Genomic DNA, 13,495 nt, shown 5'->3' with positions numbered 1-13,495 from the left:
TCAGCTCGAGACCGACGACAATCAGGCAAACTTCTTCTGGACTTCTGCCGACACGTTAGCCGGCGCTTCTGCGTAGTGGTCGAACTGCATGGTGAAGGTCGCGCGCCCCTGGCTCATCGAGCGCAGGTTGTTCACATAACCGAACATGTTCATGAGCGGCACCATCGCGTTGATGACGTTGGCGTTGCCGCGCATGTCTTGACCCTGGATCTGACCGCGCCGGGAATTCAAGTCGCCGATGACCGAGCCGGTGTAGTCTTCCGGCGTCACCACCTCGACCTTCATGATCGGCTCGAGCAGTACGGACTTGCCCTTCTGCAAGGCCTCGCGGAATGCAGCACGCGAAGCGATTTCGAAGGCGAGCGCCGACGAGTCGACGTCGTGATACTTGCCGTCGACGAGCTGCACCTTGACGTCGACCACGGGGAAGCCCGCGACCACACCAGAGCTCATCACGCTGTTGAGGCCCTTTTCGACGCCGGGGATGTATTCCTTCGGCACCGCGCCGCCGACGATCTTCGATTCGAACTCATAGCCCTTGCCGGGCTCGTTCGGCTCGACGACGATCGATACTTCGGCGAACTGACCGGTACCGCCGGTCTGCTTCTTGTGCGTGTACTTGACCTCGGCCTTCTTGGTGACGCGCTCGCGGAACGCCACCTGCGGCGCGCCGATGTTCGCATCGACCTTGTAGGTACGCTTGAGGATGTCGACCTTGATGTCGAGGTGGAGTTCGCCCATGCCCTTGAGGATGGTCTGGCCGGACTCCTGGTCGGTCGACACGCGGAAGGACGGATCCTCCGCAGCGAGCTTCGCCAGCGCCACACCCAGCTTTTCCTGGTCGGCCTTCGACTTCGGCTCGATCGCGATCTCGATGACCGGCTCGGGGAATTCCATCTTTTCGAGGATCACCTGCTTGTCGGGATCGCACAGCGTGTCACCGGTGCGCGCTTCCTTCAGGCCGGCCAGCGCGACGATGTCGCCGGCATAGGCTTCCTTGATGTCCTCGCGGTTGTTCGCGTGCATCAGCAGCATGCGCCCGATCCGTTCTTTCTTCTCGCGGGTCGAGTTCACGACGCCGGTGCCGCTCTGCAGGATGCCCGAATAGATGCGGCAGAAGGTGATGGTGCCGACGAAGGGATCATCCATGATCTTGAACGCGAGCAGCGCGAGCGGCTCCTTGTCGTCGGCCTTGCGCACGACCTCATTGCCGCGGTCGTCCGTGCCCTTGATCGCTGGCACGTCGATCGGCGACGGCAGATAGTCGACGACGGCGTCGAGCAGCGGCTGCACGCCCTTGTTTTTGAAGGCCGAGCCGCACAGCACGGGATAGAACGCGCCGGTCAGCACCGCCTTGCGGATCAACCGCTTCAGCGTGGCTTCGTCCGGCTCGTTGCCATCGAGGAAAGCGGCGAGCGCATCGTCGTCGAGCTCGACGGCGGCTTCCACCATCTTCTCGCGGTATTCCTTGGCCTGATCGACGAGATCTTCCGGAATGTCGACATAGTCGAACTTCGCGCCGAGCGATTCATCGTTCCAGACGATACCCTTCATCTTCACGAGGTCGACGAGACCCTTGAAGTTGTTCTCGGCGCCGATCGGAAGCTGGATCGCGATCGGCTTGGCGCCGAGGCGGTCGACGATGTCGGACAGGCACTTGAAGAAGTCGGCGCCGGTCTTGTCCATCTTGTTGGCGAAGACGATCCGCGGAACCTTGTACTTGTCGCCCTGGCGCCAGACGGTCTCGGTCTGGGGCTCGACGCCCTGGTTGCTATCGAGCACGCAGACGGCGCCGTCGAGCACGCGCAGCGAACGCTCGACTTCGATGGTGAAGTCGACGTGGCCGGGGGTGTCGATGATGTTCAGACGCTTGCCGGCCCAGAACGCGGTGGTCGCAGCCGAGGTGATCGTGATGCCACGCTCCTGCTCCTGCTCCATCCAGTCCATCGTCGCGGCACCTTCGTGCACTTCGCCGATCTTGTGGCTCTTGCCGGTGTAATAGAGGATGCGCTCGGTCGTCGTGGTCTTGCCGGCGTCGATATGCGCCATGATACCGAAGTTACGGTAGTCTTCGATGGCATGTTGGCGGGGCATGGGTCGTTCCTTGCGAGTCCGTTAGGTGTCGCCGTTACCAGCGATAATGCGAGAAGGCACGGTTGGCTTCGGCCATCCGGTGCACGTCTTCACGCTTCTTGACGGCGTTCCCCCGGTTATTCGATGCGTCCAGAAGCTCCGCCGAGAGCCGCTCGGTCATCGTCTTCTCGTTGCGCTCGCGCGCAGCCGAAATCAGCCAACGGATACCGAGCGCCTGCCGGCGAGTCGAGCGGACCTCGACCGGAACCTGGTAGGTCGCGCCGCCGACGCGGCGGGAGCGCACTTCGATCGTCGGCATGACGTTCTCGAGCGCCTGCTCGAACACGCCGAGCGGGTTCTGCTTGGTCTTGGTTTCGATGATGCCGAGCGCACCGTAGACGATACCTTCGGCGACCGACTTCTTGCCGGCGTACATCACCGAGTTCATGAACTTCGTGATCACGATGTTCCCGAACTTGGGATCCGGCAGAACTTCGCGCTTTTCCGCTGAGTGGCGACGAGACATGGAAGAGGTTCCCGCTTACTTCGGACGCTTTGCGCCGTACTTCGAACGACGCTGCTTACGGTTCTTGACGCCCTGGGTATCCAGCACGCCGCGGAGGATGTGGTAGCGCACGCCGGGCAAGTCCTTGACGCGACCGCCGCGGATCATGACCACCGAGTGCTCCTGGAGGTTATGGCCCTCACCGGGGATGTAGCCGATCACCTCGAAGCCGTTGGTCAGACGCACCTTGGCGACCTTACGAAGCGCCGAGTTCGGCTTCTTCGGCGTCGTGGTGTAGACGCGCGTGCACACGCCGCGCTTCTGCGGCGACTGCTGCAGCGCCGGCACCTTCTTGCGCGACTTCTGCACTTCACGCGGTTGTGCGATCAGCTGGTTGATCGTCGGCATCCTGGCCTTCACCCTTTTTCTGCCGCGGTCCCTTTCGGGGCCCGCAAATTCTTCTTCCGGACTACCCGCCCGATGGGGCCGCCCTGCCCGGAACGATCCGCGCAAAGCGAAATTGCGCCAACCGCTCCATCACCGAGCGGAAAGCGCTTCGACGCCACAGAGGACCGCAGTCTTGAGGTCGATCAGCGTAAAGCCGACGACCGCGTACCGAGGTCATGCATCCGAGTTTGATCTCAAGAGAACGAGCTCTAGAGAACTAAAATCGCACTGGCATTGCCTAGCTATGATCGACAGCGTTTGAGCGGCATTCGTCGAGGTTGGTGCCCACTTTACGATCCCAAAAGGATCAGGCGGGTGGCCCGTTCCGACGTTGGCGATGCTCACCGCCTGTCGTTAAGTGACGCGCTTTCTATAAGTGGGAATCACCTGAGTCAAGGCGAAACCACAGCAAGCGAAGGGCTTCTCGCGCTTAATGAATTAGCTCGCTCGGCGCCCTCGCCGCCTCGCTGATGTAGGTTCCGGACCGGCGGTCCGCCAGGGCAAAAAAGCTATTTACGCCCGGGTAAAATATACTTTTGTGCTGTGCGATAAGGTTTTCTTTCCTGTTCTTGCGTCAAGGTGCCGCGCCGGGCGGAGAAATACCCATGCGGTATACCGACATTGCTATCATCGGTGGGGGTATGGCCGGCTCCGCCGCAGCCGCAATGCTGGGTCGCGCCGGCGTCCAGGCCGTTCTCGTCGACCCCCACACCGCGTCTCCGCCGGACTTCCGGGTCGAGAAGATCAGCGGGGATGCCCAGCTCGAGCGCTTCTGGCGGACCGGAATCGCAGAATCAGTGCTGCGCCGTGCGACGTTTTGCGGCGAGAACTGGATCGCGCGATTCGGCCACCTGCTCGACAAGGCGCCGAGCCGGCAGTTCGGCTTCCGCTACGAGTCCTTCGTCAACGCGATCCGCGCGGAAATCCCCGACACGGTCGAGCGGGTCTGCACCAAGGCGCTGTCGATCGAGACGAGCCCCGACCGGCAGAAGATCACGCTCTCCAACGGCGAGGTCGTCTCCGCCCGCCTCGTCGTGCTCGCCAATGGATTGAACGTCGGCCTGCGCCACCAGCTCGGCATCGAACGCGAAATCGTCAGCGCCTGCCATTCGATCTCGGTCGGATTTGACGTCGTGCCGGTTGGGCGCACCGCGTTCGATTTTCCGGCGATGACGTATTTCTCCGAGCGGCCGAGCGACCGTATCCCCTACATCACGCTGTTTCCCGTCGGCACGCGGATGCGGGCAAACCTGTTCGTCTATCGCGCCTTCGACGATCCCTGGCTGCGCGACCTGCGGCAGGCGCCGGTCGCGACCCTGAACGCCGCCCTGCCGCGCCTGTCGCGCATTACCGGGGCCTTCGACGTCGCGAGCGACGTCAAGATTCGTCCGGTCGATCTCTATGTGCACCGGGCCTGCCACCAGGCCGGCATCGTGCTGGTGGGCGATGCCTTCGCGACCTCCTGCCCCGCCGCCGGCACCGGCACCGACAAGGTGTTCACCGACGTCGAACGGCTCTGCGGGGTACACATCCCGGCCTGGCTTGCGACCGAGGGCATGGACGAGGACAAGATCGCCGCCTTCTACGACGATCCGGTCAAGCGGGCCTGCGATGCCTGGTCGGCGGCCAAGGCGTTCGACTTCCGCGAAGTATCGCTCGCAACGAGCCCCTATTGGACGGCGCAGCGCTGGGCGCGCTTCATGGCCTGGGTTGCCCAAGGTGCGGTCCGGCGGGCGGCGCGACTGGCTCGCCTCGAGCCGAACTTCCTCGGTCACTCCTCGTCGCCATCGTCCTCGTCCTCATCATCGTCGTCGCTGTCGTCGTCATCGACCTGAGCCGCGCCGCCATGCGGCTGGTGGATCTGGTCGTCCCACAGCTTGCGATAGGTACCGTTCTTGGCGAGCAGCTCGGCATGCGAGCCACGCTCGATGGCGCGACCGCCTGAAATCACGATGATCTCGTCCATCTCGACGACAGAGGTCAGACGGTGGGTCGACCAGATCATGGTGCGGCCCTTGGCGACCTTCAGCAGCGTGCGGTTGATCGCAGCCTCGGTCGTCTGGTCGAGCGCCGAGGTCGCTTCGTCCAGGAGCAGCACCGATGGATTGCGGATGATCGCGCGCGCGATCGCGATGCGCTGGCGCTGGCCGCCCGACAGCGTATCGCCGCGCTCGCCGACCGGCGTGTCGTATTTCTGCGGCAGGCTCATGATGTAGCGGTGGATTTCGGCCTTCTTCGCAGCCTCCGCCACCTCCTCGTCGGTGGCGCCCTCCTTGCCGAGCCGGATGTTCTCGCGGATCGACATGTTGAACAGCATGTTCTCCTGGAACACCACAGCCATGCTCCGGCGCAGCGAATCCAGCGTCACTTTCCGTACATCGACGCCGTCGATGGTGACGCGGCCTTCGTCGGGCACGTAGAGGCGCAGGATCAGATTGAGCAGCGTGCTCTTGCCGGAGCCGCTGGGCCCGACGATTGCGATGCTCTTGCCGACGTTGAGCTTGAGGCTGAGATTGTCCAGCACCGGCGTCTGGCTGCCTTCGTACTGGAAGGTGACATGGTCGAAGGTGATGTCGTTGGTGATGCGCGGCAGATCCGGCGCACCCGGACGATCGGCGCCCCGCGTCGGCTCGTCCAGCAGCTCCTGGATATGGCGCACGGCGGCGGCCGAGGAGATCGACACCGGGATGAAGTGCATCACATGGGCGATGTTGTAGGACACCTCCCAGAACGCGCTCTCGAAGGTGACGAAGGTGCCGATGGTGATCTGGCCCTTGGTCGCAAGATACGCGCCGATCGCCAGCACCACGAGGTGGAGGAGCAGGACCGAGATCGTGACCGTCCGCTCCACCATGGTCGACAGGAACGCGGCTGACGCGATCCTGTTGCGGGTCTCGTCGTTACGGAAGGCGAAGAAGCCGAACATCTTGCGCTGCAGGCTGAACGCCTTGATCACGGCCTGTGCCGCAACGTTCTCCTGCACCATGCCGAGCAGCGCGCTCTCGTTGACCTTCTGCTCGTAATTCGCATGCACCGCCTTCGGGGTGAGGATGCGCGGCCCGATCAGCGTGATCGGAAACACCAGCAGTGCGACCACCGCGAGCTGCCAGTTCAGGAACAGCATCAGGATGATACCGGCGATCAACTCGAAAAACGGAAGCGCCGCGCTGTTGGCGAAGGTCTTGACCGAGCCTTCGAAGGCCGAGAGATCGACGGAGAAGCGCGACAGGATCTCGCCCCGCTTGGTACGGCCGAAATAGGCCGCCGGCAGGTCCTGCACATGATCGAACAGCCGCTTGCGTACGTCGGAGATGATGCAGGCCGCGAGCCGCGCGTCCCAGCGCTCGTACCAGACCGCGACGATCGAGGTGAAGATGCCGGCGACCGCGAGCACGCCGAGGATCTTGTAAAGCGCCTGAAAATCCTCCTCGCCGAGCGCGTCGTCGATCAGGAACTTCAGGCTGAGCGGCATGATGACGTTGAACAGCGTCTCGATCATGACGCCGAACGACACGAAGGCCAGGATCCGCTTGTAGCTGGAGAGGTAGGGCTTGACGAAGCCCCAGATGGTTGCGAGCGCGCCGGCGGCCTCGCGCGCCGTGAAGACGACGAGGTCCTCGTCCTCATCGTCATCATCGAGCTCCAGAAGCTCGTCCTCGTCTTCCTCGTCGTCTTCGTCGTCATCCACCTCGAGTTCGGGCTTGCCGGCGGTCGCAAGCTTGTCCTTGAGCTCGCCCGTGTCATCCGCGGTCGCGAGCTTGGGTTTGTCCGACGAGAGAGGCCTTTGAGCCATGAAACCAACCGATGCTGACGGCCGGCATGACCGCAGAGAAATCAAGGGGAAATAGCGGGAGCCGCTATGCGACCGATTCTATGCGATCAGAGTGAATTCGGCAAAACAATTGGCGAATTCGTCTGTCCTAAAGCGCGATGACGCTCACGCGAAGCGTCATCGCGCTTTAGCTCGTTGTTTGCGCACGATCATTTCGGAAAACCGCTGCACGCTTTTCCGGATCGTGCCTTAATCGTCGTCCTCGACCTTGTCGAAGAAGGAATAGCGCAGGCTGTCGGCGTCGGCGTACCACTGTCCCGGCCCCTTGTTGGCGGCAAGCGTCGCCGCCCACAGCGCATCGGTGCAGTCGTTGCGGTGCATCGACAGGTCGAACCCGTTGCCGAAGAACAACTCCGACCATTCCCACCAGGTGCCGAGCTTCTTGACCCCGCGCAGGAGGTCGTAGCGGTCGATCAGGGCAGGCGCCATGTCGGAGGTGATCGAGCCGAACACGAGGCCCGTCTTGACCACGCGGTTCAATTCCTTGATCGCGCGGACGACCTGCTTCCCGGAGACATGGCAGAGGCTGGTCTCGAACACGAAATCGAATGCACCGTCCTTGAACGGCATGTCCGAGATCGATCCGAGCTTGTTGTACTTCCTCAGCGCCTTCGGCGTCCTGGCATGGATGGTGCGGTTGTTCTCGATGCCGTAGGCGTCGATCCCGCGCTCGCGCAGCGCGCCGACGAGTTCGCCGCTGGCAGAGCCCGCGACCAGCAGCTTGGCGCCCTTCGCCTTGCCCCAGACGATGCCGATGAGCTTCAACAAATAGTCGGGGTCGGTGAACTGGCGCCACGCTTCGCCATAGGGCCCCTGACCGCGATAATTGTCGAAATAGTCGCGATCGATCTTGTCGGACAGCGGTGTCTCACTCTGGCTGCGCGCACGGCGCAGGCGCATCATCTCGGTCAGGATGATGTCGGTCGCAGCGTCCGAGGAGTCGAGCAGACCGTTCAGCGTCGAATCGAACAGATAGTCGCCGACCACGACGATGCCGGGATGCTCCTTCGGCTCGGGCCGGTGATTGCTCATGACGTCGCGCACAGGCAAGCCGCCCGGCAACGCGTTCACAGAAGACAGCCAGCGGTGGATCTTGCCTTCCAGGAAGTGCGCACGCGCGTCGCCGAGCCCGGCCGGCAGCGATTTCAGCGCAGCGTCGATCAGCTCCTGATCTGAGAGATTGGCGAAGGCCAGCGCATCGGAGCCCGGAATGAGCCAGTTCAACACGCCGTGCTTGCCGACGTCGTGGCGGGCGCCCTCGTTGTAGACGCAGCAGCCGCCGAAGGCTTCCGACATGAACCAGGCGCCGGGAATCTTGTCGCCCCAGAACGGGGTGTCGAACAGGATCGAGACGCGCAGGTAGTGCGCGGGACGGTCGAAATAGGAGACGTGCTTGACCATCGACTTGCGGAGCTGCTCGCCTTCCCAGCCGAGCGTGGCGAGCCAGGAATGCGGCAGGCAGACCAGCACAAGGTCGAAGTCGCGCGTCTCCGGCCCCTTGCCGTTCATCATCTTGAGCTGGTAGCGCCCGGTCGGCGCCTTGCCGACGGCGAGCACACGGTGATTGAGCTGGATGTCGGCGTTGACCTCCGACTGGAGGCATTCGACGAGCTGCTCGTTGCCGTTCTGGATGGAGTAGAGGCCGATATAGCCGTCGATATCCATCAGGTAGTTCTTGAGCGCGTTGAGCCCGTTGGTGTTGTGGGTCTCGGTCGCGATGTCGGAGCGCGCCATCACCTTGAAGAAGCGCTTGGCGGTCGCGTCGTCGACCTCCTCGTCAAGCACCTGCTCGGCGGTCTTGAAGGCCCAGGGATGCTCGTTGTCGTGCGCGCCGACGCCTTCGTAATATTCGATCGGCGACATCAGATCGGAGCAACGCTTGCGGAAAGCTTCGATAGCGGCCGCGGTCTTGGTGCCGTACTTGCGGCGCATGCCGGGCACGTCGTTCAAAAGCTCGCCGCCGAACTGAACCTGCTCGGCGTCCATCGGAATGGTCTGAAGCCCGAAATGCTGGATCAATTCCCGCAGGGGATCCGGCCCCGTCATCGAGTAATCGTAGATCTCGGCGACGCCGGCCTCGTACATCGCGGGCGCCGAATCGAACTTGCGCGTGACGATCTTGCCCCCGAGCCGGTCGGATGCCTCGAAGATGGTGACGCGGCAGAGATCGCCGAGTTTGCGCTTCAGATACCAGGCGCTCATCAGCCCGCCGGGGCCGCCGCCTACGATTGCGAGGTCAAGCATGTCAGTTCCGTGGTCTCCGGCCGCCCCCCGTGTCGGGACCACCGGTCTAAGCTCTCTTAACAGAAGCGCTTTTTAGGCTGAAGGAAAGATGAACAAACGTCGTCCCTGCACCGCAGCAAGGAAACAAAGCAGCAAAAAGGCCGGCAAAAGCCGGCCTTTTCATTGTAGTCAGTAATCTTACGGATGAGCCATCATTCCGCAGGCGGCAGCGCCACCGGCTCCGCTTCCGGCGCCGGAGAGACGATCGAGGCCTGCTTCTCGCGCTCGTCGAGGATCAGCTTGTCGCGCTTCATGGCGACTTCGCGGATCTTGGCCATGGAGGCGCCGGTGCCCGCCGGGATCAGCCGGCCGACGATGACGTTCTCCTTGAGACCCTCGAGCGGGTCGATCTTGCCGTTGACCGCCGCCTCCGTGAGGACGCGGGTGGTCTCCTGGAACGAGGCCGCCGAGAAGAACGAGCGGGTCTGGAGGCTCGCCTTGGTGATGCCGAGCAGAACCGGTGTTCCCGTGGCGGGCTTCTTGCCCTCTTCCTTCGCCTTCTCGTTGAGCGCGTCGAACTCGATCTTGTCGACCTGCTCGCCGGAGATCATGTCGGTCTCGCCCTGGTCGGTGATTTCCACCTTCTGGAGCATCTGACGGACAATCACCTCGATGTGCTTGTCGTTGATGAGCACGCCCTGGAGCCGGTAGACCTCCTGGATCTCGTTGACCAGATAGGCCGCGAGTTCCTCGATGCCCTTGATCGCCAGGATGTCGTGCGGCGCCGGGTTGCCTTCCACGATGAAGTCGCCCTTTTCGACGACGTCGCCGTCCTGAAGGTGGATGTGCTTGCCCTTCGGGATCAGGTACTCGCGCGCCTCCTCGGTCTTGTCCATCGGCTCGATCGAGAGCCGACGCTTGTTCTTGTAGTCGCGGCCGAACCGGATGGTGCCCGCGATCTCGGCGATGATCGCAGCATCCTTCGGACGCCGTGCCTCGAACAGTTCCGCCACGCGCGGCAGACCGCCCGTGATGTCACGCGTCTTGGCGCTCTCGGTCGAGACACGGGCGAGGATGTCGCCCGACTGGACCTTGGAGCCGACGTCTACCGAAAGAATGGCGTCGACCGACAGCATGTAGCGGGCATCGCCGCCACGGGCGAGTTTGAGGACCTTGCCGTCCTTGCCCTTGATCACGATGGCCGGACGCAGGTCCGAGCCGCCGCGGGTCGAACGCCAGTCGATGACCACGCGCTTGGCGATGCCGGTGGATTCGTCGAGCGTTTCCGAGATCGACTGCCCCTCGACCAGATCCTCGAAGCCGATGGTGCCTTCCACCTCGGTGAGAACCGGACGGGTGTACGGATCCCACTCGGCGATGCGCTGGCCGCGCTTGACCATATCGCCCTCGTCGATGTGCAGACGCGAGCCGTACTGGATACGGTGCGTCGCACGCTCGGTGCCGTCGGCATCGACGATCGCCACCACCATGTTGCGCACCATCGCGACCAGGTGACCTTCGCTGTTACGGGCGATGGCCTTGTTCTTGATCACGATCTTGCCGTCGAAGTTGGATTCGACGAACGACTGCTCGTTGAGCTGCGCCGCACCGCCGATGTGGAAGGTGCGCATGGTGAGCTGGGTGCCCGGTTCGCCGATCGACTGCGCCGCGATGACGCCGACCGCTTCGCCGTGGTTGACCGGCGTGCCGCGGGCGAGGTCGCGCCCGTAGCACTTGCCGCAGATGCCGTTGACGAGCTCGCAGGTCAGCGCCGAGCGGATCTTCACCTCCTGGACGCCGCCCTGCTGGATGGCTTCCAAATGGCTCTCTTCCATCAGCGTGCCGCGCTTGATGATCACCTTGCCCGAGTTGTCGCGCACATCTTCGCAGGCCGTGCGTCCGAGGATGCGCGAGCCGAGCGAAGCCACCACGGTGCCGGCATCGACGATGGCGCGCATCTTGATGCCGAGCTTGGTGCCGCAGTCGTCCTGCGTGATGATGCAGTCCTGCGCGACGTCGACCAGACGGCGGGTCAGGTAGCCGGAGTTCGCGGTCTTCAACGCGGTGTCCGCGAGGCCCTTGCGGGCGCCGTGGGTCGAGTTGAAGTACTCGAGCACCGAGAGGCCTTCCTTGAAGTTCGAGATGATCGGCGTCTCGATGATCTCACCCGAGGGCTTGGCCATCAGGCCGCGCATGCCGGCGAGCTGGCGCATCTGGGCCGGCGAACCACGCGCGCCGGAGTGAGCCATCATGTAGATCGAGTTGATGTCGGCATCCGCTCCGCTCGCCGTCTTCTTGGTCGCGGAGATCTCCTTCATCATCGCCTTGGCGATTTCTTCCGTGGCCTTCGACCAGGCGTCGACGACCTTGTTGTACTTCTCGCCATGGGTGATCAGACCGTCATTGTACTGCTGCTCGAAATCCTTCGCCAGCGTACGGGTGGTGTCGACGATCTTCCACTTGCCGTGCGGCACGACCATGTCGTCCTTGCCGAACGAGATGCCGGCCTTGAACGCGTTGTAGAAGCCGAGCGCCATGATGCGGTCGCAGAAGATCACGGTCTCCTTCTGGCCGCAGTGGCGGTAGACCTGGTCGATGACGCCGGAGATCTCGCGCTTGGTCATCAGCTTGTTGATGATGTCGTACGAGATCTTCGCGCTCTTCGGCAGCACGTTGCCGAGCATGATGCGGCCGGGCGTGGTCTCGATCCAGCGGCGGGCCGGCTTGCCGTCCTCGCCGATGCCCTCCCACCGGTACTTGATCTTGGTGTGGAGGTGGATGACCTTCGAATGCAGCGCGTGCTCGAGCTCGGCCATCTCGCCGAACACCTTGCCCTCGCCGGGCATGCCTTCGCGCAGGATCGAGAGGTAGTAGAGACCGAGCACGATGTCCTGCGACGGCACGATGATCGGCTGGCCGTTCGCGGGATGCAGGATGTTGTTGGTCGACATCATCAGGACGCGCGCTTCGAGCTGCGCTTCCAGCGACAGCGGAACGTGCACGGCCATCTGGTCGCCGTCGAAATCGGCGTTGAACGCGGCGCAGACCAGCGGGTGGAGCTGGATCGCCTTGCCCTCGATCAGCACGGGCTCAAACGCCTGGATGCCCAGACGATGCAGCGTCGGCGCGCGGTTGAGCAGCACCGGATGCTCGCGGATCACCTCGTCCAGGATGTCCCAGACCTCGGGCCGCTCCTTCTCGACCAGCTTCTTGGCCTGCTTGACGGTGGTGGAGAGGCCCTTGGCGTCGAGCCGCGAATAGATGAACGGCTTGAACAGCTCGAGCGCCATCTTCTTCGGCAGGCCGCACTGATGCAGGCGCAGTTCGGGACCGACCACGATCACCGAACGGCCCGAATAGTCGACGCGCTTGCCGAGCAGGTTCTGGCGGAAGCGGCCCTGCTTGCCCTTGAGCATGTCGGCGAGCGACTTCAGCGGACGCTTGTTGGCACCCGTGATGACGCGGCCGCGGCGGCCGTTGTCGAACAGCGCGTCGACGGCCTCCTGAAGCATGCGCTTCTCGTTGCGGATGATGATGTCCGGCGCGCGCAGCTCCATCAGCCGCTTCAGGCGGTTGTTGCGGTTGATGACGCGGCGGTAGAGGTCGTTGAGATCCGAGGTCGCGAAGCGGCCGCCGTCGAGCGGCACCAGCGGACGCAGGTCCGGCGGGATCACCGGAACGACGGTGAGGATCATCCATTCCGGCTTGTTGCCGGAGTGGCGGAACGCCTCCACGATCTTCAGGCGCTTGGCGAGCTTCTTGTGCTTGATATCGGAGTCGGTCTCCTGCATCTCGGCACGCAGCGTCACCTCGAGCTTCTCGAGGTCCATGCCCTTGAGCAGCTCGCGGATCGCCTCGGCGCCGATCATGGCGGTGAAGGAATCCTGGCCGTATTCGTCCTGCGCCTTCAGATACTCGTCTTCCGACAGCAGCTGACGGTCCTTCAGCGCGGTGAGGCCCGGCTCCAGTACGACGTAATATTCGAAGTAGAGGATCCGCTCGAGATCCTTCAGCGTCATGTCGAGCAAGAGGCCGATGCGCGAGGGCAGCGACTTCAGGAACCAGATGTGGGCGACGGGCGCGGCGAGCTCGATGTGGCCCATGCGCTCGCGCCGGACGCGCGACAGCGTGACCTCGACCGAGCACTTCTCGCAGATGATGCCCTTGTACTTCATGCGCTTGTACTTGCCGCACAAGCACTCGTAATCCTTGATCGGCCCGAAGATGCGCGCGCAGAATAGGCCGTCGCGCTCGGGCTTGAAGGTCCGGTAGTTGATGGTCTCCGGCTTCTTGATCTCGCCGTAGGACCAGGACAGAATCTTCTCTGGAGACGCGATCGAGATCCGGATCTGGTCGAAGACCTGAGCCGGCGTCGTCGGGTTAAAAAGATTCATAATCTCTTGGTTCATCGTCTT

At 63.1% G+C, this 13,495-nt stretch carries 7 protein-coding genes; 1 reads left to right on the top strand and 6 read right to left on the bottom strand.

Annotation, left to right across the window (positions count from 1 at the left end; all coding sequences use genetic code 11):
- Positions 1-21: 21 nt before the first annotated feature.
- The 3 genes from fusA to rpsL are packed head-to-tail and all read right to left on the bottom strand — an operon-like array spanning position 22 to position 2,986.
- Positions 22-2,094: an elongation factor G gene (fusA, locus tag QQL28_RS06380; RefSeq protein ID WP_284262374.1), complete on the bottom strand. Its 2,073-nt coding sequence runs from the start codon at positions 2,092-2,094 to the stop codon at positions 22-24.
- Positions 2,095-2,128: 34 nt separating this feature from the next.
- Complete coding sequence (rpsG, locus tag QQL28_RS06375) at positions 2,129-2,599, bottom strand: 30S ribosomal protein S7 (protein ID WP_011088154.1); 471 nt, start codon at positions 2,597-2,599, stop codon at positions 2,129-2,131.
- A 15-nt stretch (positions 2,600-2,614) separates the two neighbouring features.
- On the bottom strand, positions 2,615-2,986 hold the full coding sequence (rpsL, locus tag QQL28_RS06370; protein WP_007603006.1) for a 30S ribosomal protein S12: 372 nt from the start codon (positions 2,984-2,986) through the stop codon (positions 2,615-2,617).
- A 644-nt stretch (positions 2,987-3,630) separates the two neighbouring features.
- Between rpsL and QQL28_RS06365 the strand changes: the two genes are divergently transcribed.
- A complete protein-coding gene (locus QQL28_RS06365) occupies positions 3,631-4,860 on the top strand; it encodes an FAD-dependent monooxygenase (RefSeq protein ID WP_284262368.1) in 1,230 nt (409 codons plus the stop codon).
- Here the strand turns inward: QQL28_RS06365 and QQL28_RS06360 are convergent.
- From QQL28_RS06360 to rpoC, 3 genes are all read right to left on the bottom strand, one after another.
- Positions 4,797-6,818 carry an ABC transporter ATP-binding protein gene (locus tag QQL28_RS06360; protein WP_284262366.1) on the bottom strand — a complete coding sequence of 674 codons (2,022 nt, stop codon included), beginning with the start codon at positions 6,816-6,818 and terminating at the stop codon, positions 4,797-4,799. The two genes, QQL28_RS06365 and QQL28_RS06360, sit on opposite strands and share 64 nt — an antisense overlap.
- A 228-nt stretch (positions 6,819-7,046) precedes the next feature.
- Entirely contained in the window at positions 7,047-9,101 is a 2,055-nt protein-coding gene (locus tag QQL28_RS06355) for an FAD-dependent oxidoreductase (RefSeq protein WP_284262364.1), read from the bottom strand.
- A 191-nt stretch (positions 9,102-9,292) separates the two neighbouring features.
- Positions 9,293-13,489 carry a DNA-directed RNA polymerase subunit beta' gene (gene rpoC / locus QQL28_RS06350; protein WP_284262351.1) on the bottom strand — a complete coding sequence of 1,399 codons (4,197 nt, stop codon included), beginning with the start codon at positions 13,487-13,489 and terminating at the stop codon, positions 9,293-9,295.
- Between the last annotated feature and the right edge of the window lie 6 nt (positions 13,490-13,495).

The sequence above is a fragment of the Bradyrhizobium iriomotense genome, assembly GCF_030160715.1.
Classification (GTDB): Bacteria; Pseudomonadota; Alphaproteobacteria; order Rhizobiales; family Xanthobacteraceae; genus Bradyrhizobium; species Bradyrhizobium iriomotense.
The sequence above is the reverse complement of the archived record's forward strand: the minus strand, read 5'-3'. Positions and strand labels throughout refer to the sequence as shown.

Coding starts and splice junctions, on each gene's coding strand:
- fusA (WP_284262374.1), bottom strand. CDS start 2,094: ATGCCCCGCCAACATGCCATCGAAGACTACCGTAACTTCGGTATCATG.
- rpsG (WP_011088154.1), bottom strand. CDS start 2,599: ATGTCTCGTCGCCACTCAGCGGAAAAGCGCGAAGTTCTGCCGGATCCC.
- rpsL (WP_007603006.1), bottom strand. CDS start 2,986: ATGCCGACGATCAACCAGCTGATCGCACAACCGCGTGAAGTGCAGAAG.
- QQL28_RS06365 (WP_284262368.1), top strand. CDS start 3,631: ATGCGGTATACCGACATTGCTATCATCGGTGGGGGTATGGCCGGCTCC.
- QQL28_RS06360 (WP_284262366.1), bottom strand. CDS start 6,818: ATGGCTCAAAGGCCTCTCTCGTCGGACAAACCCAAGCTCGCGACCGCG.
- QQL28_RS06355 (WP_284262364.1), bottom strand. CDS start 9,101: ATGCTTGACCTCGCAATCGTAGGCGGCGGCCCCGGCGGGCTGATGAGC.
- rpoC (WP_284262351.1), bottom strand. CDS start 13,489: ATGAACCAAGAGATTATGAATCTTTTTAACCCGACGACGCCGGCTCAG.